This window comes from Tissierella praeacuta DSM 18095 (genome assembly GCF_900128955.1).
In the GTDB taxonomy this organism is placed as follows: domain Bacteria; phylum Bacillota; class Clostridia; order Tissierellales; family Tissierellaceae; genus Tissierella; species Tissierella praeacuta.
Window position 1 is genome coordinate 209,354 of the sequence record NZ_FQTY01000002.1, and the last position, 24,265, is coordinate 233,618.

Here is a 24,265-nt window from a genome sequence, read left to right on the forward strand (position 1 = left end):
ATGGGAGGAAATAGGGAAGGAAAAATAAAAAAACATTTTTTAGTTAGCATAAAATCTAAATTGATTTTTATGATGCTTGGTGTATCTATTATCCCATTAATATTATTGGCTTTGATTAATATTAAGACATTAAAGAATGAAGTAGAAGAGTCTATACATAAAGAACATGAATTAACTGCATCAAAAATATCACAAACAGTAGTTGAAATGGTAAAGACAACACAGGAATCATTGGAAACTATGGGCATGACAAATTTAGGATTATTTGACGGTGATAATAAATATAATAGAGAAGATATAATATATAGGATGTTAAAAAGATATCATCATTTAGAGGAGATATCTATGATAGCTCCCAATGGTATGGAATTAGTAAAAATATCAAAAAGATATGCCATTTCTCCCAAAGAGTTGAGAAATATTTCCGAAGAGGAAAAATTTCAAATCCTAAAGCAGGGGAACTTGTATATTGGAAAGCCAGAAATAGATTTAGATAATCAAATTGTTTTTGAATTGGGAATTCCAGTTGGTGGAAATCAAGAATATTTAACAGGGGCTATTATAGCAAAGATGAGCCTTAGACAAATAATGAAAAAGATAAACTCCACAAAGACAAAAGAAGGAAGTTATATTATTTTAATAGATGATGCAGGCTCTTTAATTGGTCATTCTGACTATAGCCAAGTGACTAGAAGACAAGATGTAACTAAAAGTAGAGGAGTTAAAAATTTACTCAAGATTAAAACAGAAAAAGATAAGGATTCAAAGTATGAAAAGTTTGAAACTATGATTTATGAATCTTATTTAGGAGAAAATGTTTTAGGAGTATATGGTTTAATTCCAATAGTTGATTGGGGAGTAGTAGTTGAGCAGCCTTTGGATAGTGCTTATGCTAACATTAGATTAGTCATAGCTAAGATTGGAATTACTTTTGTATTGACCATATTAATGATTGCTTTATTTGGCTCTTTTCTAATATATCTTTTTATGAAGCCAGTGGAGGAACTAGAGAAGGGTGTTGATTCTGTAAAAAGTGGAAATTTTGACTATAAAATACCAAGACGAAATAATGATGAAATTGGGAAAGTAATAGAAGCATTTAATGATATGACAGAAGAAATTAAGAAAAGAAGAGAAAATGAAAGTTTAATAATGATAGCAGAAAAAAGGGCGGCAATAGGTACTTTAGCAGCTGGAGTAGCACATGAAATTAATAATCCTATGAATAATTTGGGATTTTATGCAACTGATTTATTGGAAAGATTGGAAACAGAAGATATAAACTTTTTATATAGTAACAAGATTATACAAAATTATTTAGAAATAATAAAGGAACAAATTAGCAGATGTTCAGCAATTACTCAGAACTTATTAAAATTTTCCAGGGAATCAAAGGTTAATATTAAATTAGTTAATATATCTAAGATAATTGAAGATATTTTAAAATTAATGGAACATAGATTAAAGAAGCAGAATATAGATATTGTATTTAAAATAGATTCAATAGAACCTATAATATTAGCAGATGAATCTCAGATGCAGCAAATGTTGTTAAATATAATAACTAATGCAGTAGATGCTATGGAAGATAAAGGGACATTAACAATAGATATTAAGGAAATAGATGATAATTTACTATTATTATCAATATCTGACACTGGATATGGTATAAAGGAACAAGATAAAGGAAGGATATTTGACCCTTTTTATACAACAAAACCAATTGGCAAAGGAACTGGGTTAGGTTTATCAATTAGCCAAGCTATAGTTGAAAGGATGAGAGGCTCTATTGAAATACATAGTAAAGAAAATATAGGGACTAAAGTATTGATAAAACTTCCAATTTCTAAGGAGGTGGAGGGAAATGGAGAATTTTAAATTATTAATAGTAGATGATGAAGAAACATTTATTGAAGTATTGAGGGACAGATTGACTAGAAAAGGGCTCAATGTCAAAGCTGTTACTTCGGGATTAGATGCAATAAAATTAGTTGAAGAAGAAGAGTTTGATGTAGCATTATTTGATATAATGATGGATAAAATAAATGGATTAGAATTATTAGCTAAGGTAAAGAAAATACAGCCAAATATGGAAGTAATTATGTTGACTGGATATGGAACAATAGAATCTGCAATAGAGGCAATGAGAAAAGGTGCTTATGATTATCTGTCTAAACCTGTAAATCCTATTGAATTAGAGTTGGTTTTAAAGAGAGCTGCCGAGAAAAAAAGACTTCAAGGATATAATGAAAGCCTTGTTGAAAATATTAAACTTATAAATGATAAAAAAGAGATTATTGGGGAATCTCCAGTAATGATGAATTTAAAGTATATAATAGAAAAAGCCTGTGATAGTCATTTGCCAGTTTTAATATTAGGGGAAAGTGGGACAGGGAAAGATTTAGTAGCTAATGCATTACATTATAAAAGTTGCAGAAGAGATAAGCCGTTTATTCCAATAAATGCAGGTGCTATTCCTGGAGAACTGTTAGAAAGTGAATTGTTTGGACATGTAAAGGGAGCTTTTACTGGTGCTCATACTAATAAAAAGGGATTAGTAGAAATAGCCAATGGGGGAACTCTATTTCTAGATGAAATTGGAGATATGGATCCTTCCTTACAGGTAAAATTATTACGTTTCTTGGATACAGGAGAATTTAGACCTGTAGGAGGGACTATGACAAAAAAGACTACTGTAAGAGTGGTTACGGCAACAAATAAGAATTTAGAAGAAGCAATTTATAATGGAAGTTTTAGGGAAGATTTATTTTATAGATTAAGTGTAGTTACTATTTCAGTACCTCCTTTGAGAAAACGTGGAAATGATATACTTATTCTTGCTAATTATTTTTTAAATAAAAACTTAAATAATAAAAAGGAGTTAAGAGAAGAAACAAAAAGGTTTCTACTAGAATATGATTTTCCAGGAAATGTAAGGGAATTAGCAAATTTTATTGATAGAGGAGTATTACTATCTAAAGGAAATGAGATTTTTCCTAGGGATTTGCTTCCAAATTTAAACAATTCTGAAACTCCTCAGCAAAAATATATCTCCTTAGATGATGTGGAAAAAGAGCATATTAGCAATATATTAAAGCTAGTTGACTGGGACAAGCCAGAGGCTGCAAAGATGTTAAATATAGGATTAAGAACATTGTATAGAAAAATAGAAAAATATAAATTAGAACCATAGCAATATTAATGTTAAAATAGTATATGGTGAAAACAAATGAATTCTAAAATAGATACAATTGCAATCTAGTATGATATAATTGAAATATTTAAAATAGGTAGGGATTATAGAAATTTATCCATGAGGTGATTGAAATGAAAGTAGTAAAAGCAGAAGATGCTGTTGGTATGGTATTAGGTCATGATATAACAGAAATAGTACCTGGAGAGTTTAAAGGAGTGGCATTTAAAAAAGGACATATTATACAGGAGACGGATATTGAGAAACTTCTTAGAATAGGGAAAGAACATATATATATATTTGAAATAGATGAAAATACATTACATGAAGATGATGCCGCTATAGCTATAGGAAATTTAATTTGCGGGGAAGGCATCTATTTTACTGAACCTAAAGAAGGCAAGATTAATATAATGCCAAAATATAAAGGATTGTTAAAGATAAATAGAGAAGTGTTGGATGAAATAAATGATTTAGGAGATATGATTTTAGCCACTATACATGGAAATAGATTAATTGATGAAGGTCATTTAATAGGAGGTTTTAGAGTAATTCCTTTAACCATTGAGAAGGAAAAAATAATTGTAGCAGAAAAAATACTTAAGGAAAAGGGTCCAATATTTGAAGTGAAACCCTTTAAAAAATTAAAAACAGCTTTAATTATTACTGGCTCTGAAGTCTATAAAGGTAGAATTGAAGATAAATTTGGACCAGTTATAGAAAGAAAAGTGAAAGCTTTTGATTCGGAAATTTTCTATAAAACCATAGTACCAGATGAACTAGATATTATTAAGGATGAAATTATTAAATCAAAGAATATGGGAGGAGAACTTATAATAGTTACTGGAGGAATGTCAGTAGATCCCGATGATAAAACTCCTGGTGCAATTAAAGCAACTGGAGCTAACATAGTATCCTATGGTACTCCAGTATTACCTGGTGCTATGCTGCTTGTGGCTTATTTAGATAATATTCCAGTAATGGGGCTTCCAGGATGTGTAATGTTTGCACATACTACAGCATTTGATTTATTGTTACCAAGGATTTGTGCAGGTGAGAAAATTTTCCGTAAGGATATTACAAGGCTTGGTTATGGAGGTCAATGTTTAAGCTGTAAGGTTTGTACCTTCCCAGACTGCCATTTTGGAAAAAATTAAGGAGGAAAAAATGTTAACTAATATATCCATAGAAAAGGCAAATGAAATACTTTTAAGTCAGGATATTAAAATAAATACAATAAATATACCTATTTTAGAAAGCTTAGGATATGTTTTAGGAGAGAATATTATATCTGATATGAATATGCCCCCATTTGATAGATCTCCCCTTGATGGATATGCCTTAAAGTCTGAAGACATAAAAGAGGCTACAGAAGAAAGTCCTGTGGACTTAGAAGTGATAGATTATATTCCAGCGGGATATGTGAGTTCCAAGAAAATAGAAAATGGGCAAGCTATAAGAATTATGACAGGAGCTAAAATACCTGAAGGTGCAGATATTATAATTAAATATGAGGATACAGAATTTACAGAGAAGAATGTTAAAATATTCAACTATCTTAAACCTAATTCAAATATAGTTAAAATGGGGGAAGATATAAAGATAGGAGATGTTGTTCTAAAGAAAGGACATATTATTGGTGCAGCTGATATAGGAATACTTGCAACATTAGGAAGAAGTATGGTCAAAGTTTATTCAAAACCCAAAGTAGCTATTTTGGCTACTGGTGATGAACTCATAGGTATTGATGAGATACCTAAGGAAGGAAAAATAAGGAATAGTAATTCCTATACTATAGCAGCACAAGTGATGAAATTAGGTGGAGAACCTATAGTCCTTGGAATATGTGATGATAAACTAGAGGATATAAAATGTGAATTAAAATCTAGCTTAGAATGGGCAGATATAATTATAACAACTGGTGGGGTTTCTGTAGGAGATGCAGATTTAGTTAAAGAGGCCCTTCAGGAAATAGGAGGAGAGGTTTTATTTTGGAAGGTAAGAGTGAAGCCAGGTACACCTATTGCAGTGGCAAAATATGATAATAAATTAATATTTGGACTATCTGGCAATCCTGCGGCAGCAAGCATAACATTTGAAAAATTTGTGAGACCAACTATACTTAGGCTTATGGGAAAAACAAAATATGATTTGATAAAGATAGAATCTACATTGGAAAGTGAATTTACCAAAGTAAGTAATCAGAATAGATATGTTAGAGCAATAACTTATTACAAAGATGGACAGTTTTTTACTAAACTTCCTAGCAAGCATAGTTCAGGAATTTTATCATCTTTATCAGGTACCAACTCCTTATTTTATATAAAAGCAGGTACTGGTCCTTATAAAAATGGAGATAAAATAGAAGTTGAAATATTGGATTGTTCGGAGGTACTGTAATGATACCTGTATTTTCAATTGTTGGAAGTAAGTCTAATACTGGAAAAACTACTATCCTTTGTAAGATAATAGAGGAGTTAAAAAATAGAGGCTATAAAGTGGCAACAATAAAACATCATATGGGAGAGTTTGAAATAGATCAACCAGAGAAAGACACATGGAAACATGGACAAGCAGGAGCTGATACTGTTATTATATCATCCCCAGTTAAGATAGCAAAGATTGAAAAGTTACAGCAAGAATATAAACTAGACGACATAATTAGTCAAATTCAGAACGTTGATATTATCATAACTGAAGGATATAAAAAGGAGAACAAGCCTAAATTAGAAGTAATCAGAAAAGAAGTTTCAGAAAATATTATTTCTAAAGATGAAGAACTATTTGGAATAGTCACAGACTTTCCATTAAAGAATGAAATACCACAATTTGATTTTGAGCAGGTAGAAGATATAGTAAATCTGATAGAAGAAAAGTTTTTAAAAAACAATCTTAAATAAAAGAGGAGGTATTTATATGTTTGGTAAAATGGGTGCTACAGAATTAGTATTAATACTTGGAATTGCTTTAGTGGTTTTTGGACCAGGGAAACTTCCTGAAATAGGAAAGGCTTTTGGAAAGGCAATAGGAGAATTTAAAAATCATGCTAATAAAATATCTGAAGATGGAAAGGTTGATTTAGATAGTAATAAGGAGGACAAAGAATAAACGAAAACCATAGACTTTAGGAGGATTTTTATGGAAGATAAACAGCTTACTCTAGTAGAGCATTTGAGTGAGTTAAGAAAAAGGATTATTATAATTTTTATAGCTATAATATTAGGGTCTTTTCTAGGCTATAAATATATTAATATAATTATTCAATATATGGTTAAACCAGCAAAAAATTTAGAGTTTATTTATTTAAGCCCACCTGAACTTTTTGTAGCCTATATTAAGATTGCTATAATATTTGGAATAGTAATTTCTTCTCCAATAAGTTTAATGCAAATATGGTTATTTGTAAAACCAGGACTTAAAAAAAATGAGCGGAGATATTTATTGTTTTCCTTGTATATGGGTATAATCTTTTTCTTAATAGGTGTAATATTTGCATATTTAGTAATAATTCCAATAACTATAGATTTTTTTACCCAAGTTTCTGTAAATCAGATAAGTCCATTATTTTCTTTTGATAGATATTTGAGTTTTATTTCTTCAATGGTCTTTTCCTTTGGAGTAGTATTCGAATTACCATTGTTGATAATATTATTGACACAATTAAATCTTGTTACGGCCAAGACACTAAAAAAATATAGGAAAGTAGTAATTTTATTAATATTTATTTTAGCTGCCGTATTGACTCCCCCAGACGTAGTATCACAAATGTTACTAGCTTTACCAATGGTGTTTTTATATGAATTTAGTATATGGATTTCAGCAGCAATAGGAAAACGAAAAAACAAAAAAGGTGATTAGATGAAGGATTCTTTTGGAAGAGAAATAAATTATCTTAGGATTTCCCTAACGGATAGATGTAATTTAAGATGTATATATTGTATGCCAGAGAAGGGAGTCTCTAAGTTTTCTCATGAGGAAATATTAACATTAGAAGAAGTATATGAAATAACAAAGGTTTTTGTAGAATTAGGTGTAAATAAAATAAGATTTACTGGTGGAGAGCCTCTTATAAGAAAAGGTATAATAGATTTAATATATAAAGTATCAAAGCTTGATGGAGTGAAAGATTTGGCTATGACCACCAATGGTATCCTTCTTAAGGAATATGCTAAGGAACTAAAGAAGGCAGGTCTAAACAGAGTAAATATTAGTTTAGATACTTTAGATGAAGAAAAATATAGTCTTATTACTAGGGGCGGAAAACTTAAGAATGTTTTAGAAGGTATAGAAGAAGCGAAGAAAGTAGGTTTAACTCCTATAAAGATAAATACTGTTCTAATAGGTGGCTTTAATGATGATGAAATAGAGTCTTTTATAGGACTAACAGAGAAAGAAGATATAAACATTAGGTTTATTGAACTGATGCCAATAGGAGAAGCAGCAGGATGGGCTAAAGAAAAATTTATTTCTAACGATATTATATTAGAGAAGGTTAAAGAGCTAATACCTATTCCGAGGGAAGATAAATCTTCACCAGCAGCATATTATAAATTGCCCAATGGAAAAGGCAAAGTAGGTATTATAAATCCAATATCCTGTAAATTCTGTGCTAATTGTAATAGGGTAAGATTAACATCTAAGGGATCGCTTAAATTATGTCTTCATTCTAATAGAGAAATAGATATAAAAGAAGCATTAAAAAGTGGACAGGATATGAGAAAGTTAATAATCGACTCTATAAATCAAAAAGAAGAATCTCATCATCTAGAAGACGGAAAATATATTAGTAGAAATATGAATCAAATAGGGGGATAAACAATGGAATTTACACATTTTAATAAATATGGAAGAGCTCATATGGTAGAAGTTGGAGAAAAGGAAGATACTAAAAGAAAAGCTATAGCAAGAGGAAAAATCAGAATGAAAAAAGATACCATCCAAAAAATTAAGGATGGGCTTATGAAAAAAGGAGACGTATTGTCTGTAGCTCAAATAGGTGGAATAATGGGAGCTAAGAAAACCAGTGATTTGATCCCAATGTGTCATAATATATTTTTAACAGGTGCAGATATTAGATTTAATATATTAGATGATACCATTGAAGTTGAATCGGAAGTAAAAACTGTAGGTAAAACAGGAGTAGAGATGGAGGCCTTAACGGCTGTATCTCTAGCTTGTCTAACCATATATGATATGAGTAAAGCCATTGATAAGGATATGGTAATTGAAGATATAAGACTTATTAAGAAGACAGGTGGAAAGACAGGTGATTATGTGAGAAAAGAAGTAAGAGGCAGGGTGTTATCCATAAATATTTCAGATAAAAAAGGGGTAGTTAAAGAGCCTATAAAAGAAGGACTATTCATTGAAAACTCTGGGCTGGAAAATGATGCTCATTCAGGGAATTGGCATAGGCAAGTAAGTTTATTAGGTATAGAAAGTTTTGAAAAAATGGAAAATCAAGGTATAGAAGGATTAGTACCAGGAGTATTTGCAGAAAATATAACTACAGAAGGAATAATTCTTTATGAACTTCCAGTAGGTACAAAGTTAATTATAGGAGAAACAATACAAGAAGTTACTCAGATAGGTAAGGAATGTCATACAGGATGTGCAATAGCTAAAAAAGTTGGGAAATGTGTTATGCCAAAGGAAGGAATTTTTACTAAGGTTTTAAAAGGTGGACTTATTAAAGAAGGAGATATTATAGAAATAATATAATAAAAAATAAGTATCAAAAATACTGGTATTTTTGATACTTATTTTTTAAAGATTTAGATATAGGTATTTTTTATCCAATGGCTCTATGGATTCTATGATGCAAGAGCCAAGACAAACTTCGTTTTCATATAATACAGCAGCTTGCCCTGGAGTTACAGCTTTTACAGGAGTATCATATTTTATATGGAGTTTTCCATTGTCTAATATATTTACAGTTACAGGTATATCTGATTGTCGATATCTAAACTTAGCAGTACATTTTAATGGCATATTCGGTGCTTTTTCTAATATCCAAGAAGGTGATTCTCCAATTAAGGAGATGGAGTAAAGTGCTGGGTTTTTTTCCCCTTGTGCTACATATAGTATATTTTCTTTTATGTTTTTTCCTACAACAAACCAAGGTTCTCCAGTTCCAACTCCTCCGATTCCTATGCCTTTTCGTTGTCCTAAGGTATAATGAATGAGTCCGCTATGTTTTCCTATTTTATTTCCATATATGTCTATAATATCTCCTTCTTTTGCTAAGAGGTATCTATCTAAGAACTCATCAAAATCTCTTTCACCTATGAAACAAATACCTGTAGAATCCTTCTTTTTCGCTGTATATAAATCATGTTTTTCTGCCAATTCTCTAACTTCTTTTTTTTCTAAATGACCTATAGGAAATATTGTTTTAGAAAGAGCTTTTTGCCCTATTCTTGATAAAAAATAAGATTGATCCTTATTATTATCCTTTCCTCTAATAAGGTAATAGTTATCTTCCCTTCTTTCTACTTGTGCATAATGCCCCATTGCTATATAATCTCCTTCTAGATTTAGAGCATAATCTAAAAAGGCATTGAATTTTATTTCTTGATTACACATAACATCTGGATTTGGGGTTCTTCCTTTCTTATATTCATCTAGGAAATAAGTAAATACTCTATCCCAATATTCTTTTTCAAAGTTTATAGTATAAAATGGAATATCCAATTGGTCAGCCACTGCTCTAGCATCATCTGCGTCTGCTGTTGCTGTACATACACCATATTCATCTTTTTCATTCCAATTTTTCATAAATAATCCAATAACATCATAACCTGCTTGTTTTAAGAGTAAAGCAGAAACTGATGAATCAACTCCGCCACTCATGCCTAATATTACTCTTTTTCCCATAATTTTCTCCTTTTTAAATACTTATTTTTTCATATAAATATTATATCATAGTATTTTCTGTTTTTATTATATTTATTAAGTATGATTAGGAATAAATAAACTCAATTTGTAATCTTACTATAGTATTTGCAATTCGTACAATTCATTGACAAATATATACTATTGTAATATTATATAATCCACTGGTTTTTTCAAGGTATCTAGGTGGGTATTTTATTATAAAGTAGGTGTGAAAGTTGACAGCAAAAAAAGACTTTTTGTATATACAGTTATATAATAAATTTAAGGAAAACATTGAAAATAATATATGGGCAGAAGGAATTAAGTTACCATCAGAGTATGAACTTATGGAGAAGTATAAAGTAAGTAGGGATACTATACGAAAATCATTACAAAGATTAGCTCAAGAAGGATATGTTTATAGACAAGCTGGGAAGGGTACTTTTGTGAATAATCTCAAATCTAGATATAAACTTACTTCTTTAGAAAGTTTTTCAGAGCAGATGCTATATATGGGTTTAATACCATCTAGTAAAATATTGAGTCTTAGTCTTGAAATACCTAATGGTAAGATAAAAGATTATCTTGAAATAATAGATGATGAAAAGGTTTATAGGGTTGAGCGATTAAGATTAGCTAACGGTGAGCCAATGTGCTATGAAATAGCTTATGTATCTGAGAGGTTATGTCCTGATTTAGATAAGCTAATTTATAGTGATACGTCTCTGTACGAAATTTATGAGGAACATTATAATTTGAAGCTGGATTATGGAAATCTATATTTGGAAGCTGAAGGATGCCCTAAAGAGTATAGTCACCACTTAAAAATAAAAAAAGGCTCCCCAATGTTAAAAATGAAATGTATTGTATATACAGATAATAAGAAACCATTATATTTTGTTGAAAGTTATTACATAGGGACAAAATATGTATTTTTTGCAAGTATGCCAAGAATATAAAAGTTTTAAGTAATGTTTTTATGAAAATAAATTAATATGGAATTTATATTAATGGGGATTAGAGGTTTTCCATAGGCAATAAAAAAGGTGCTTATTTCATAACTATAAATCAGTTATGAAACAGCACCTTTTTTTATTTAGAAACTATTTTATTGAAGCAGACCTATTTTGGTTACCATTAGATAAATTTTCTAACTACATTTTGTACAGCTAGTTTTGCTGCATCATCAATTGCAGTACCTACCACTAGGATATTAACTCCTGTATCTGAAAAGGCTTTAAAATTACTTAGATTTATGCCTCCTTCTGCAAGTGTAGGAATCTTTACTGATTCAACTAAAGCGTAAAGTCTTTCTTTAACAACTGGATGAATTTCTCCTGCATCTGCACCTTCATAACTCATGCCAGTCATAAGACCTATAAAATCAACTCCTATACTCTCCATATCTTTAGCAACCTTAGCTACTTCTTCAGGAGTTCTAGCAGGTAATCCAAAAGTATGAAGATCATCAGGATGTCCGATATAGGCATCTACAAGTAGACCGTACTTATGAGCTTTATTTACTACTTCTTCCAGATCCTTTAAACTAGATTTATGAATATGAAGTCCGTCAGCACCTGCTTTAGACAAGCTTATGAAAACTTCGTCAGATATTTCTACTGGTACTAATTCATGAAAGCCTCCTGGTATTCCTACAGTTATGAATATATCTTGACCTACTACATTTCTTATACCTTCAGTAACCTTTATCATTTCAATAACTGGTAATTCATGACGTATTTGTTCTGCATCATGCATATTTGTAACACCTTTAAATCCTCTTGCTAAAGCTACTGCTGGATGATTTGGTTCTATTAACTTAACTCCAGCATCAACTACTGCCTTTGCCAGTCTTGCATCATCTCCAGTTATTCCTGTGCTTAATATTGTAGTTCCGCCATGTAACTTGATTGCATCTAAGACTTTATTTAAACCTTTTTTTCTTTTACTTTCCATATCTGATGTAAACATATTATGCCTCCTTATTAAATTTTGACTTGTTAATTTTATTAGCTATTACTGTAATTATAAAAGCAGAACATAATCCTACTAACATACTAACCAAGAAGCCAAAGGGATTATTTGATAATGCTGGTGCAGTAATTGAAGGTACATAAGCAGTACCATGAACATTAAATATACCTACTGATATACCTGATAATGCAGCTGATATTATTGCTCCTATAAATACTAATTTATCTGAAAACATAAAAGGATATGAAGCTTCAACAAATGTACCAAATGCTATATTAATGAAAAATCCTGGTGCTGCAATAGCAGCTTCAGATTTTTGTTTTGGAAATAGAATATTGGCTAAAGTAATACCTGCTGAAACCATTACTAATCCTGTCATATCAACGGCTCCTAAAAAACTTGCTCCAGTTGTTTCCATTTCTAGTAAAACAATTGGTAATATTGCTGCATGATATACTCCTCCTATTATGGCAGGCCAAATTAATAATCCAGCCACAGCACCAGCTAAAATTGGGCTAAAGTTTACTGCAGTTTCAATTATTGATCTTATTCCATTACCTAACATTAAAGTAATTGGTGATATTAAGAAATAAACTATTAGCCCAGCAATTAGACCTGATAATCCTCCTGAAACAATATTAGCCGTTGTCCCTGGAAAGTTCCAACTTAAAGCAAGTCTAATTAAATAGATAGCGAGAATACCTGCTAAGATACCTCCTATTAGACCGCCTATTAATCCACCCTTTGATGAGAGCATACCAGCAATTACTCCAGCAACGATTCCAACTTCATCAAGTCCAGATACTTGTTTTGCTGCAATTGCAGCTACTATAACAGGTAATCCTTGAATTAAAATATTAAATATTTCTCCTAGACTACTAAATGCTGGAACTTTACTTAATGCAAGAACTAATGCCATTGCAATAAATCCAGGCAACGCAGACATCATGATACCTCTAAAGCTAATTCTTTGAAGTATATTATCATCTGTAGAACTTGTACTGCTTGATGAGCCTCCTATGGTTGGTTTATACTTAATTCCCCAATACTTACTTAAGGCCTGTACAGAAGCCACAGCTCTAGTCCTATTGGTTGTACCAGTAGTACCAGAAGTTGCAATTACATTACCTCCTAGAGATTGTATAGTAGCCATAGATGTGCCACCAGTACCTACTATAGGAATTTTTTTGTCTATTGCTGCTTTAATTGAATATTTATTTGTATTTTTTGGATCAGAACTCATTAAAATCAAGCCATCTATTTCCCCACTGCTAATCTTTTCAGCTATAACCATATCTTTTTCTTCTGATATAGTGTTAATTTCCCAAAGAGATTTTTCTTCAGAGAAAGTTATTTTGTTTTGGCTAAGATCCCAAGTATATAGTCTAGTAGGAGTATCCTTATTTATATTATCCATTGAAGCCTTAGCTCCTATAAATTGAATTTCTTCTACTTCAATACCTGCTGATTTACATTGGGTTTCAATTTCTCCAAGTAATTTAAGAGGTTCTTTTCCCCCTAAGTTATAAAGGTTCCCTCCGCTACTACCTAGAATGGCAATTTTTTTCATTACATTACCTCCTTTAGAATTGTACGTACATTTATAATATTATAAATGTACGTACAATTCAATAGTTTTTTCTAATAATTATAGAATATGTTGGAAATTTAATAGTATTATTAATTCAATATTTATATTATGAAATAGTATTGATAAAATATGGAATAAGTAAAATAATGGACTGGTATTTTAAAATACCAGTCCATTATTTTACAAACTTTTAAGCATTTATAAGTATATTATTAAGAGTTTCTACATTTTTATTTATAATTTTAAGTAATTCTATTTGTTGGTCTTGAAGTAATAATATTCTTTCAAAGGATTTTATTGCACCTTTAAAGTTCTTATTTTTTACTAAAACTATATAGTTTTTAGTTTCTTTGCCTATTTCTCCTAGAATATAATCATTTTCTTTAATTTCCTTTTTCAAGGTATCGGTGGATTGTCGTATTTCCCCATAGGTTTCTACATCAATTTTTCTATCTTTATCTTTAATAATATCTGCCATTTCTAATCTAACATTTTTTAAATTTTGCTGTAATTCATTAGATAGTTCATATACTTCTTTGGTATTCAAGACAAACTGTTTTTTCCCATTATATTGTTTTTCTACGATATCAGCCATGGTTTTTACTACTTTAGAACCTTTTTCGTAAATTCCTTCTACTTTTTCAAAAGCTGAAGGATTATCATCTTGAAGTTCTAATATTTCTTCAATAGCGTCTTCTAGTTCTGGATTATTAATATCTCCGTAGACTTTAATATTAGAGAAATTATCTGGTATTTTCTCTAATTCTGTGAGAACATCACTAACCTCCTGGGGAATAATTTCAGTTTCAGCATAGACAAACCCACTGCTAAAACTTATTAATAATAAAGATAATGTTAATGCAGTAAAGATTTTTTTCATAATACCCATCGTCCTTTTGTAATATTATTTGTAAATATAGGTTGTCTTGCCTCTTATATACCCATTAATTAGCAACTTAATAATATTTATGCAATTATTTTATTATTAAATAGTTTATACGTTAATCATTAACGCGCTAACTACTTCTTCCATTGCTAATGCCCTTGAGGCCTTTGTTAATATTAAGGAATTGGGGATCATTACTTCTTTAATTTTTTTAATTAACTCAGGCTTGTTATCAAAAGATGCTACTCTATCTTTACCAAGATTTATTTTTGCAGATTCTGCAATATGACGGGATAATGGACCAAGGGTAAAGACATAGTCTATTTTATCCTTATTAATCTTTAATCCGATTTCCTTGTGCATATTGATTTCTTCATCTCCTAAACCTTGCATATCACCAAGAACAACAATTTTTTGGCTATATCCTAACATAGAATACATAGTATCTAAGGTTGCTAAAACAGAAGAAGGATTAGATTTATAAGAATCATTTAAAATAGTAAATCCCTTTCCATGGATTAATTCATTTCTCATTCCTGTTTTCTCTACATTTAATAAACCCTTTTCAATATTTTCAAAGGAAATTCCAAAATACCTAGCAACAGCTATGGCTGCAGTGGCATTAAGTACCTGATGTTCTCCTAACATGGGTAAAAAGAAAGTTGGTGAAGAAGGTTCCTTTAAAAAGAAAGAATCTCCAGTTTCATTTATAAAAACAATTTCTGGTTGATAATCATTAAAGGGTTTATTACCAAAGGTTTTAACTTCATAATCCATAGAGATATTTTCTATTTCCTTCTTTAACATATCATCGTCCCCATAATAAAGAAAAAGGTTATGGGGTTTCAATCCTTTTAGTATTTCTAGTTTTGCCTTTGCAATATTTTCTCTAGTTTTTAAGCCTTCCAGATGTGCTTCTCCTATATTAGTAATCACAGCAGCATCAGGTCTAGCAATGGAGGTTAATAATTCTATTTGTCCAAAATTATCCATGCCCATTTCAAGAACTGCCATTTCTGTATCTTCTTCCATGGACAAAATAGTCAAAGGTAATCCAATGTAATTATTGAAATTAGCTAAAGTTTTATGGGTTTTATATTGAGTTTTTAAAAGACTTGCTAAGATATCCTTAGTGGAAGTTTTGCCGTTACTTCCTGTTATTCCTATTACCTTTGTATTTAGTTGATTACGATAGGATTTAGCTAATTCTTGTAAGCCTACCGTTGTATCATCTACAAGAATAAAAGGGAAATCAATATCAGGCATAGTCTCATTTTTATTCCATAGGCTAGCTGCTGCACCTTTTCCTATTGCCATAGTAATAAAATCATGTCCATTAAAGTTCTCTCCTATTAAGGGTATAAATAATTGTCCATGATTTATATTTCTTGAATCTGTAGAAACCCCTGTGATTATAGTATCCTTATATTTTTCTTTTAATCCCGTTCCACCACACATTTGTTGAATTTCTTTTAAATTTCTTGTTATCAAAACCTTCACCTCGTATTTACTATAGATTTCTTTTCATTATATCTTTCTAAGGCTAAATTAATTAGTTTTTCTATTAATTCTTCATAAGTAGTACCATCTGTAGCTCCCCATAAAACTGGAGTCATACTTACAGCTGTAAAGCCAGGCATTGTATTTACCTCATTAACAAATATCTCATTTTCATCTGTAACAAATATATCTACACGAGCTAATCCATAGCAATTTAATATCTTAAAAGCTTTTACGGCAGTTTCACGAACCTTATCACTAACTTCTGGTTCTAATCTTGCTGGTATTACAGGTATTAGTTTACCATCTATATATTTAGCATTATAGTCAAAAAATGGTCTTTCCATAATAAACTCTCCTGGTACGGAAGCCTTGGGGTTATTATTACCTACTACAGAGATTTGCATTTCTCGAGCCGCTAATTCTTTTTCAATAATTATTTTGCAATCATAACGGAAAGCATCTTTGAAAGATGCTATAAGTTCTTCTCGATTTTCAGCTCTGCTGATACCAACACTGGAACCTCCATTGGAAGGTTTTATATAGCATGGATAACCAATTTGATCTTCAACTGTTTCATAAGACTTTTCCTCATTCTCTTTCCAATTATGTAAATTAATTGGGACATATTTTACTTGGGGAATATTGTGTCTTGAAAGTAAATCCTTTGTCATCACTTTGTCCATTGCCAAAGCAGAAGATAAGACTTCATTTCCCACATAAGGAATATCCAATAGTTCAAGAAGTCCCTGTATAGTACCATCCTCTCCATTAGGGCCATGAAGGGCTGGAAAAACTAGATTTTTCTCATCATCTTTAAGAACTTTAGTCAGAAATTCACCTATTGAAAAAGCTATACTGGAAGAACTGGTACGCCTCAATTCATCAGGATTATTAATTCTTCCTTCCAATAAACCTAAATTGCACCAAGAACCTTCATTAGTGATATAAATTGGATAAACATTATATTTCTCTCTATCTATAGCATTAATTATAGCTGAAGCACTTCTAAGGGATATATCATGTTCAACAGATTTTCCACCACATAATACATAAATATTAGTTTTCATATCTAACCTCCTATTTTAAACATTAGTTTATTAATAGATTATATCATAATATACTTTTAAATAATTTAATTTTATCTTACAATAAATAATATAATCCTCATGCAGATTTCTTAAAAATACTTTCTTATAAAATATATTTAATAAATCCAGAAACTTTTATTAATTTGCATTAATCTAAAGCATATACTACAATTGTACTATGAGATTTAATGGCTTAAGATATTATGGGTTACGTAAATACTATATAAGGAATAGGTGAGAATATGAGTGATATATTTAATAGGGAAAAATTTATAGAGTTTTATAATAAAAGGATTAAATTATTTCATATAATATTTACAATTTTATTTATCCTCAACCTTTCTTTTAAAGGTTTATACTCAAATTTAGTCACAATTTCTTTTGCGGCTATACTTTTAGTAAATCTTATATATTTTATTTTACAGAAAAGATTAATAGAGAGTATTTTATTTGGTGGTTTATTGGCCTTTTTATTAATACTTTATATTAAATCTATTGTAACGACATTAATATTTTTTATTGAAGCTATAATAAGGTGAAAATATATTTTATAATAATGTAAATATCCTATTTATATTAGATATCCATATATAAATCCAAATATATTATAGATAGATATGGTAAATAAGAGGCTGTCTCAAGAGTTGATTTTGAGACAGTTTTTTTATAAATAAAAAGGAAATAAAATAAGGAAACTCTTTTTCTAATATTGTTATATTAAATTTTAATCAAAATTACTAATATCTATACTAAAAAAATTAATATAGAAAATTCTTATTTGATTACCATTCCCTAAATTTTATATAATAATGTGAACGATTGTTAAGGGAGTGAAAAGGATATGTTAAAGTTACCGAAGAATTTTGAGAACTATGAAGAAGCTAGGAGAGAAGGTTTTTTAAAAGTAAAGGCATTAAAGGAGAAAGGAACTCCAGTTGTGGGAATATTTTGTACATATACACCTATTGAGCTTATACATGCAGCAGGAGCAGTTGCAGTTGGCTTATGTGGAACATCTGATGCACCAATACCAGATGCTGAAAAACATTTACCTAAAAATCTGTGTCCACTTATAAAGTCCAGCTATGGTTTTGCAGTATCAGAAACATGCCCCTATTTTTATTTTGCCGATTTATTAGTAGGAGAAACTACTTGTGATGGTAAAAAGAAAATGTATGAGTTATTAAATGAAATAAAGCCAACTCATGTCATGCATTTACCACAAGGACAAGATAAAGACCATGCATTTAAATACTGGAGAGAAGAATTAATTAGATTAAAAGAAGTATTGGAAGATAAATTCAATATAGAAATTACAGATGAAATACTAAGAGAAGAGATAAAAGAAAGAAATAGAGAAAGAAAGATTCTTCTAGATTTCTATGAGCTTGGAAAATTAAATCCTTCCCCAATATCAGGACATAAAGTAAATGAAACAATGGAAGCCTTAGGTTTCCAATTTGATAGAAGAACTCAATGTGATTTTATAGCTGATAGAACTAGAGAATTGAAAGACAAATATGAAAAAGAATTAAAGGGAACTAAGTCAAATAGACCTAGGATACTTATTACTGGTTGCCCTGTAGGAGGAGTTAGAGACAAGGTGTTAAAAACCATAGAAGATTCGGGAGCAGATATAGTGGCTTTCGAAAACTGTAGTGGAGTAAGAGAAAAAGCCACTCTTGTTGATGAAACAATGGATCCAATAGATGCATTAACAGAAAAGTATTTAAATGTTAGTTGTTCTGTTATGACACCAAATCCAAGAAGATTTCAAGCTCTAGATGAGATGATAGATGAATATGAAATAGACGGAGTAATAGAAGTAGTTCTTCAAGCTTGTCATACATTTAATGTGGAAGCCTATAACGTTAAAAGATTTGTAACGGAGAAAAAGGACAAGCCATATTTATATATTGAAACAGATTATTCAAAATTAGATATAGGGCAAATAAATACTAGGATAAATGCATTTTTAGAGATGCTTTAATGATTAAATGTACCTATAACCTATAGACATATTATAGATATTTTTAATTTCACTTTAATAAATAAGGTATATATAATTATTAAAGATTGATAAATTATAGGCAAAAAATCATAAGGGAGGAAACAAATGAAAAAAATTATTGCGTTACTTTTGTCTTTAATGCTAACTATTTCTTTAGTTGCATGTCAAGGGAAAGATGAAGTTAAGAATGATAGTCAAGTGGTATCACAAGAAAATGTAAATGATGAATCCAATAAAATATTTAAGATAGGTATTGTAACACCTACACTATCTACTTCAGAAGATGAATTTAGGGCAGGGGCAGAGATGGTTGAGAAATATCCAGATATAGTTAAACATATTACTTTGCCAGAAAATTTCAATGCGGAATTAGAAACAGGAATATCTCAAATACTTAGTTTAGCAGATGATCCAGAAATGAAGGCTATAATAGTAAATTCAGGTCAATCAGGATTGTTACCAGCATTTGAAAAAATCAAAGAAAAAAGACCAGATATACTAACTATAGCTACTATGATGGATGAACCAGAATTAATGGCAAAATATGTAGATATAAACTTTTCAACTGACTGGGCAAGGAGAGGGGTTACTATACCAACTAAAGCTAAGGAAATGGGAGCAAAGACATTTATACATTACTCATTCCCTACTCACCTAGCTAAGGAAGCTGTGGCAACAAGAAAAGATGCCATGGAAAAGACTTGTAAGGAATTAGGATTAGAATTTGTAGAGATAATTACACCAGATCCACAAACAGGTGATGGACCTGCTGCTATGCAACAGTTTTTAAGAGAAGATATACCTAGACAAATAGCGAAATACGGTCCAGATACAAATATCTTTGGTAGCAATTGTCCAATGTATGATGTAATACTAGATGAAGCCCTAAAATTAAAATATACTGTAGCAGAACAATGTTGCCCTACGCCTACTCAGGCATATCCTACAGTAATGAATTTGGAAATAGAGCCAGAAGATTTGGGAAATTATGATAAGATAAATGATATGATAGCAAAGAAAGCAGCGGAAGCTGGAATGACAGGAAGATTATCTGGGTGGGCTATGCCTTCTCAAATATATGTACCTAAGTTTGAAATTGAATTAGCTAAATATATAATAGAAAACAATTTAGAATTAAATGAAGATATATTAAACAAAGAATTTTTAGATGACTTTTCAGAAAAGGCAATGGGAGTAAGAGCCGATTTTAAACCATTGGATGAAAATACAGATAACTATTTTATGTTAATATTAGAATCAATTTATTATTAAAATACATGCAGGATAGATTCTATCCTGCATATACTTCTTTTTGGAGGGGGGTTAATATGGTGGATTATATTTTAAAAGTTCAAAATCTTTCTAAAAAATTTAATACAGCTAAAGCATTAAATAATATAAATTTTAATTTAAAAAAAGGAGAAATTCATGGAATAATTGGTGCCAACGGTTCTGGGAAAAGCACCTTTATGAATATATTATTTGGCAGTAGGCATATTAGAGAAACTGGAGGATATGAAGGAGATATATTTATTAATAATGATAAAGTAGATATTAAAAGTACATATGATGCTATGAAACAAGGCATAGGAATGGTACATCAAGAGTTAGCTTTGCTTGGAGAAATGGATGTAAGTAGTAATATAAAAATAAATCGAGAAAATATTTTAGATAAAACAAAGATTTTAAGAGATTTTGCCCTAGTGGATATAGATAAAAATCAGAGAGATGCAAAAATGGCATTATCTAAGGTAGGAGTAGATATTAATCCAACAAGAAAAGTCAAGGATATATCCACTAATTTTAAACAATTTATAGAAATTGCTAGGGAAATAGATAATGATAAATTAAAAATACTTATGCTTGATGAACCAACATCATCATTAAATATTGAAGAAACTAAAATATTGTTATCACATTTAAAACAAATAGCTGAGAAAGGTACTTCTATTATTTTTATATCTCATAGACTAGAAGAAATTGTTGAGGTTTGTCATAGAGTGACTGTATTAAGAGACGGAGAAATTATAAGGGAATATAATAAGGAAAATTACAATATGAATGAACTTGCTCTTGATATGATAGGAAAAGAAGTAGTACAAACTTTAAGAAATAGGAAAGATTTTAACAGAGAGAGTATATTATCCTTTAATAATATAGAAATAGAATACGCAGAGAGAAATCATAAAGATATATCATTAGATATTAGACAAGGGGAAGTCCTTGGAATAACAGGATTGGCTGGTCATGGTCAAGAAATTTTTGGATATGGACTTATGGGACTATATAATATGACTGGTGATGTAAAGTATAAAGGAGAGAAGTTAGTTCCTGGAGATTCAACTTCTATAGTGAGAAAGGGGATATATCTTTTACCTGATGAGCGTAAAGAGATGGGATTACTTTTAAATAATAGTATTTGGGAGAATTTAGTCTTTGAATCCTATGAAAAACAAAATAGATTTATGAAGTACCCAAAATTAGGGAAATTGTCACCTTTAGATTATAAGACTATATATGAATATTCAACTAATATGGTTAGAGAATTGAATATTAAAGTTAGAGATATAAATCAAAATATAAAAGAATTAAGTGGTGGGAATCAACAGAAAGTATGTATTGGAAGAGCTATTACCATAAATCCTGAAATCCTTTTTGTTGGGGAACCTACTAGGGGCATTGATGTATATTCTAAGGAGATAATTTTAGATATGCTTTTAAAATTAAATGAAGAAAAGAATACGACTATCATTATATCATCAGGTGAAATAGCTGAATTAAAAAGGGTCTGTGACCGTATAGTCATTATGTATGAAAATCAGGTATTTGATATATTTGATAATGATTTTGATAGTGAAGCCTTTACCTTAGCCATATCAGGAAGGAGATTAGATAAGAATGGACAATAAAAGAATTAAGATAGAGCCACCACAGCTGATAATAATATTATATCTGATTATCTTAACAATTAGTCTTAAATTTATTGGTATCTCCTATATAGATATGATAAATGATTCTCTAACAAAATGGGTAATGAATGGAGTTTTAGTATTATCTTTATTACCAATGATAAATGTAGGGGCGGGGAGAAATTTTGGATTGCCCATAGGAATATCTGCAGGGTTAATTGGTATGTGTATATCTATTGAGTACAAACTAACAGGATGGATGGGATTTAGTATATCTATTTTAATAGGTATAGTTATTGCTATACTATTTGGATATATTTATTCAGTTATATTAAATAGATTAAAAGGAAATGAAGAGATAGTAGGAACTTTTGCTGGTTTTTCATTTATACCTATAATGAACTTTTTTTGGTCTTTAGCACCCTTTAAAAACAGACAAATGCTCTATCCTGTAGGGGGCAAAGGATTGAGACCAAAGATTAACTTACAGAACTATTTTGGTGGAGTTCTAGATAATTTTATAAAGATAAATATAGGGAAGTTTATTATCCCAGTAGGATTAATATTGTTTTTTCTTGTTTTATGTCTTTTAGTATATTTATTTCAAAAAACAAGAATGGGCATTGCTATGGCTGCCATTGCAGAAAATCAAGTGTTTGTAAAGTTATCAGGAGTAAATATAAATAGGTATAGGACTTTTGCTATTATATTCTCTACAATTTTAGGTGCCATTGGAATTATTGTATATTCCCAATCTTATGGATTCGTCCATTTATATGATGGACCGTTTATGATGGCTTTTCCAGCAGTATCAGCAATACTAATTGGAGGAGCATCGAAAAAGAAGGCTACTGTATTTCAAGCTATGCTGGGGACTTATCTCTACCAAACTACATCTTTACTTTCCGTTCCTGTAGCTAATGCAATTTTAATACCAGAAATGTCAGAAGTTATTAGAATGATAGTAACTAATGGAATTATTTTATATGCATTTTTATATGAAGGAGTGAGAAGAGTCAATGAAAAGATATAAAGATTATTATGTTCCCATGTTTTTTCTAATTTTATCTATGGGGGGCATTATAGCCGCTAGAGTAAGCGGTAATTTTATATTAGGGGAATTATATTCTAGATTTGTTAGAAATGGAATTTTTTTATTGGCTCTTATACTTCCAATAATGGCAGGTATGGGAATTAATTTTTCCATTACAATAGGAGCTATAGCAGCACAAATATCTATGTTAATAGTAATAGATATAGGATTAACACAAGTATGGGGATTTATTACAGCAACAATATTTAGCATAATATTGTCCATAGCATTTGGCAATATAATTGGAGATATACTTAATAGGGCTAAAGGTAAAGAAATGATAGCAAGTATGGTAATAGGATTTTTAGGAACAAATATATACCAACTTATATTTATGGTAGGATATGGTACAATAATTAAACCCTTTAATAAGGAAATTTTATTAACAAGAGGTATTGGTGTAAAGAGTATGTTAGATGCTGGGATTTATAGGGATTTATATAAGAATATACTCCCAATAAAGATTGGAGATGTAGAAGGTTCTTTAATACCTATAATAATTATTATTTTAGTAGGTACAATAGTATATTTTATAACTAAATCGAAAATAGGGTATCATATAAGAGCTGTAGGTGAAAATATGATTTTAGCAGAGAAACTAGGTATGGATGTAAACAAGATTAGAAAAACATCAATAATATTATCTACTATATTAGCTTCTTTAGCACAACTTATGTTTATACAAAATTTAGGAGTCTTAAATGTATATACGGGACATCTTAATCTGGATATATTTTCAGCAGCAGCATTGTTAGCAGGTGGAGCTACCTTTAAAAAGGCGAATATTAAAAATGCTTTTATTGGAATATTTTTATTCCATACTCTATTTATTGTATCCCCATTAGCAGGACAAAATATATTTAAAAATCCAGCCCTTGGAGAATACTTTAGGTCATTTATAGCCTATGGGACAATTGTATTTGCATTGATGATAAATTTAAAAAATGTAAAAGAAAAAAGCAGACAAAATTGATTGCCAATTTTGTCTGCTTTTTTGTTGGATTTATATTTTGTATTTGCCTTATGATTAGCAAATATGTCTTTAATTATATTGTATTATAATTTTATACAGCTATTCAACAGGTTTTAGAATTCTAAGATTGACTGCTATCTTTTATATTGATAATATATAGATAAATTG

The 24,265-nt window shown here is 30.1% G+C and carries 21 protein-coding genes and 1 pseudogene; 16 read left to right on the top strand and 6 right to left on the bottom strand.

Annotated features, from left to right (window positions below; genetic code table 11):
* The 10 genes and pseudogenes from BUB33_RS03675 (at position 1) to BUB33_RS16525 (ending at position 8,914) form a co-directional block, all read left to right on the top strand.
* Positions 1 to 1,878 (top strand): sensor histidine kinase, encoded by a 1,878-nt coding sequence (locus BUB33_RS03675; protein ID WP_072973254.1) that lies wholly within the window; start codon positions 1 to 3, stop codon positions 1,876 to 1,878.
* Positions 1,865 to 3,193 (top strand): sigma-54-dependent transcriptional regulator, encoded by a 1,329-nt coding sequence (locus BUB33_RS03680; RefSeq protein ID WP_072973256.1) that lies wholly within the window; start codon positions 1,865 to 1,867, stop codon positions 3,191 to 3,193. The genes BUB33_RS03675 and BUB33_RS03680 overlap by 14 nt, the downstream gene beginning before the upstream one ends.
* Before the next feature lie 134 nt (positions 3,194 to 3,327).
* A complete protein-coding gene (locus BUB33_RS03685; RefSeq protein WP_072973258.1) occupies positions 3,328 to 4,350 on the top strand; it encodes a molybdopterin-binding protein in 1,023 nt (340 codons plus the stop codon).
* Positions 4,351 to 4,360: 10 nt separating this feature from the next.
* Positions 4,361 to 5,593 carry a molybdopterin molybdotransferase MoeA gene (locus tag BUB33_RS03690; RefSeq protein ID WP_072973260.1) on the top strand — a complete coding sequence of 411 codons (1,233 nt, stop codon included), beginning with the start codon at positions 4,361 to 4,363 and terminating at the stop codon, positions 5,591 to 5,593.
* Complete coding sequence (gene mobB / locus BUB33_RS03695) at positions 5,593 to 6,093, top strand: molybdopterin-guanine dinucleotide biosynthesis protein B (RefSeq protein WP_072973262.1); 501 nt, start codon at positions 5,593 to 5,595, stop codon at positions 6,091 to 6,093. The genes BUB33_RS03690 and mobB overlap by 1 nt, the downstream gene beginning before the upstream one ends.
* A gap of 16 nt (positions 6,094 to 6,109) precedes the next feature.
* Entirely contained in the window at positions 6,110 to 6,301 is a 192-nt protein-coding gene (locus BUB33_RS03700) for a twin-arginine translocase TatA/TatE family subunit (RefSeq protein ID WP_072973264.1), read from the top strand.
* Between the two features lie 30 nt (positions 6,302 to 6,331).
* Positions 6,332 to 7,051, top strand: coding sequence for a twin-arginine translocase subunit TatC (gene tatC, locus BUB33_RS03705; protein ID WP_072973266.1), 720 nt, complete (start codon positions 6,332 to 6,334; stop codon positions 7,049 to 7,051).
* A complete protein-coding gene (moaA, locus tag BUB33_RS03710; RefSeq protein WP_072973268.1) occupies positions 7,052 to 8,008 on the top strand; it encodes a GTP 3',8-cyclase MoaA in 957 nt (318 codons plus the stop codon). It abuts the gene before it with no gap.
* Between the two features lie 3 nt (positions 8,009 to 8,011).
* Positions 8,012 to 8,464 (top strand): annotated as a pseudogene (gene moaC / locus BUB33_RS16520) (cyclic pyranopterin monophosphate synthase MoaC); the annotation flags it as partial.
* Between the two features lie 3 nt (positions 8,465 to 8,467).
* Positions 8,468 to 8,914 carry an MOSC domain-containing protein gene (locus BUB33_RS16525; RefSeq protein ID WP_234949982.1) on the top strand — a complete coding sequence of 149 codons (447 nt, stop codon included), beginning with the start codon at positions 8,468 to 8,470 and terminating at the stop codon, positions 8,912 to 8,914.
* 45 nt (positions 8,915 to 8,959) lie between these two features.
* On the opposite strand, the gene mnmA is transcribed toward BUB33_RS16525, so the two are convergent.
* Positions 8,960 to 10,069 carry a tRNA 2-thiouridine(34) synthase MnmA gene (gene mnmA, locus BUB33_RS03720; protein ID WP_072973273.1) on the bottom strand — a complete coding sequence of 370 codons (1,110 nt, stop codon included), beginning with the start codon at positions 10,067 to 10,069 and terminating at the stop codon, positions 8,960 to 8,962.
* 236 nt (positions 10,070 to 10,305) lie between these two features.
* Between mnmA and BUB33_RS03725 the strand changes: the two genes are divergently transcribed.
* Positions 10,306 to 11,028, top strand: coding sequence for a GntR family transcriptional regulator (locus BUB33_RS03725; RefSeq protein WP_072973275.1), 723 nt, complete (start codon positions 10,306 to 10,308; stop codon positions 11,026 to 11,028).
* A gap of 178 nt (positions 11,029 to 11,206) precedes the next feature.
* On the opposite strand, the gene BUB33_RS03730 is transcribed toward BUB33_RS03725, so the two are convergent.
* The 5 genes from BUB33_RS03730 to BUB33_RS03750 form a co-directional block, all read right to left on the bottom strand.
* Entirely contained in the window at positions 11,207 to 12,040 is an 834-nt protein-coding gene (locus tag BUB33_RS03730; protein ID WP_072973277.1) for a beta/alpha barrel domain-containing protein, read from the bottom strand.
* A gap of 1 nt (position 12,041) precedes the next feature.
* Positions 12,042 to 13,613, bottom strand: coding sequence for a PTS sugar transporter (locus tag BUB33_RS03735; protein WP_072973279.1), 1,572 nt, complete (start codon positions 13,611 to 13,613; stop codon positions 12,042 to 12,044).
* A gap of 211 nt (positions 13,614 to 13,824) precedes the next feature.
* Positions 13,825 to 14,514, bottom strand: a complete 690-nt coding sequence (locus BUB33_RS03740; RefSeq protein WP_072973282.1) for a hypothetical protein — start codon at positions 14,512 to 14,514, stop codon at positions 13,825 to 13,827.
* 114 nt (positions 14,515 to 14,628) lie between these two features.
* Positions 14,629 to 16,011, bottom strand: a complete 1,383-nt coding sequence (locus BUB33_RS03745; RefSeq protein ID WP_072973284.1) for a UDP-N-acetylmuramoyl-tripeptide--D-alanyl-D-alanine ligase — start codon at positions 16,009 to 16,011, stop codon at positions 14,629 to 14,631.
* A gap of 5 nt (positions 16,012 to 16,016) precedes the next feature.
* Entirely contained in the window at positions 16,017 to 17,090 is a 1,074-nt protein-coding gene (locus BUB33_RS03750) for a D-alanine--D-alanine ligase (protein WP_072973287.1), read from the bottom strand.
* An 862-nt stretch (positions 17,091 to 17,952) separates the two neighbouring features.
* On the opposite strand from BUB33_RS03750, the gene BUB33_RS03760 reads away from it, so the two are divergent.
* From BUB33_RS03760 to BUB33_RS03780, 5 genes are all read left to right on the top strand, one after another.
* Positions 17,953 to 19,101 carry a double-cubane-cluster-containing anaerobic reductase gene (locus BUB33_RS03760; RefSeq protein ID WP_072973292.1) on the top strand — a complete coding sequence of 383 codons (1,149 nt, stop codon included), beginning with the start codon at positions 17,953 to 17,955 and terminating at the stop codon, positions 19,099 to 19,101.
* Between the two features lie 126 nt (positions 19,102 to 19,227).
* Entirely contained in the window at positions 19,228 to 20,394 is a 1,167-nt protein-coding gene (locus BUB33_RS03765) for a DUF3798 domain-containing protein (protein ID WP_072973294.1), read from the top strand.
* A gap of 56 nt (positions 20,395 to 20,450) precedes the next feature.
* Entirely contained in the window at positions 20,451 to 22,031 is a 1,581-nt protein-coding gene (locus tag BUB33_RS03770; RefSeq protein ID WP_072973296.1) for a sugar ABC transporter ATP-binding protein, read from the top strand.
* Positions 22,021 to 23,064, top strand: a complete 1,044-nt coding sequence (locus tag BUB33_RS03775; protein ID WP_072973298.1) for an ABC transporter permease subunit — start codon at positions 22,021 to 22,023, stop codon at positions 23,062 to 23,064. The genes BUB33_RS03770 and BUB33_RS03775 overlap by 11 nt, the downstream gene beginning before the upstream one ends.
* Positions 23,051 to 24,097: an ABC transporter permease subunit gene (locus BUB33_RS03780; RefSeq protein ID WP_072973301.1), complete on the top strand. Its 1,047-nt coding sequence runs from the start codon at positions 23,051 to 23,053 to the stop codon at positions 24,095 to 24,097. The genes BUB33_RS03775 and BUB33_RS03780 overlap by 14 nt, the downstream gene beginning before the upstream one ends.
* The last annotated feature ends 168 nt before the right edge of the window (positions 24,098 to 24,265 follow it).

Excerpts from the sequence above, each read along its gene's own strand:
- mnmA (WP_072973273.1), bottom strand. The coding sequence starts at position 10,069 with ATGGGAAAAAGAGTAATATTAGGCATGAGTGGCGGAGTTGATTCATCA.
- BUB33_RS03700 (WP_072973264.1), top strand. The coding sequence starts at position 6,110 with ATGTTTGGTAAAATGGGTGCTACAGAATTAGTATTAATACTTGGAATT.
- BUB33_RS03770 (WP_072973296.1), top strand. The coding sequence starts at position 20,451 with ATGGTGGATTATATTTTAAAAGTTCAAAATCTTTCTAAAAAATTTAAT.
- BUB33_RS03740 (WP_072973282.1), bottom strand. The coding sequence starts at position 14,514 with ATGAAAAAAATCTTTACTGCATTAACATTATCTTTATTATTAATAAGT.
- BUB33_RS03735 (WP_072973279.1), bottom strand. The coding sequence starts at position 13,613 with ATGAAAAAAATTGCCATTCTAGGTAGTAGCGGAGGGAACCTTTATAAC.
- BUB33_RS03685 (WP_072973258.1), top strand. The coding sequence starts at position 3,328 with ATGAAAGTAGTAAAAGCAGAAGATGCTGTTGGTATGGTATTAGGTCAT.
- BUB33_RS03775 (WP_072973298.1), top strand. The coding sequence starts at position 22,021 with ATGGACAATAAAAGAATTAAGATAGAGCCACCACAGCTGATAATAATA.
- tatC (WP_072973266.1), top strand. The coding sequence starts at position 6,332 with ATGGAAGATAAACAGCTTACTCTAGTAGAGCATTTGAGTGAGTTAAGA.
- BUB33_RS03680 (WP_072973256.1), top strand. The coding sequence starts at position 1,865 with ATGGAGAATTTTAAATTATTAATAGTAGATGATGAAGAAACATTTATT.
- BUB33_RS03765 (WP_072973294.1), top strand. The coding sequence starts at position 19,228 with ATGAAAAAAATTATTGCGTTACTTTTGTCTTTAATGCTAACTATTTCT.
- BUB33_RS03675 (WP_072973254.1), top strand. The coding sequence starts at position 1 with ATGGGAGGAAATAGGGAAGGAAAAATAAAAAAACATTTTTTAGTTAGC.
- mobB (WP_072973262.1), top strand. The coding sequence starts at position 5,593 with ATGATACCTGTATTTTCAATTGTTGGAAGTAAGTCTAATACTGGAAAA.
- moaA (WP_072973268.1), top strand. The coding sequence starts at position 7,052 with ATGAAGGATTCTTTTGGAAGAGAAATAAATTATCTTAGGATTTCCCTA.
- BUB33_RS03780 (WP_072973301.1), top strand. The coding sequence starts at position 23,051 with ATGAAAAGATATAAAGATTATTATGTTCCCATGTTTTTTCTAATTTTA.
- BUB33_RS03760 (WP_072973292.1), top strand. The coding sequence starts at position 17,953 with ATGTTAAAGTTACCGAAGAATTTTGAGAACTATGAAGAAGCTAGGAGA.
- BUB33_RS03750 (WP_072973287.1), bottom strand. The coding sequence starts at position 17,090 with ATGAAAACTAATATTTATGTATTATGTGGTGGAAAATCTGTTGAACAT.
- BUB33_RS03690 (WP_072973260.1), top strand. The coding sequence starts at position 4,361 with ATGTTAACTAATATATCCATAGAAAAGGCAAATGAAATACTTTTAAGT.
- BUB33_RS03730 (WP_072973277.1), bottom strand. The coding sequence starts at position 12,040 with ATGTTTACATCAGATATGGAAAGTAAAAGAAAAAAAGGTTTAAATAAA.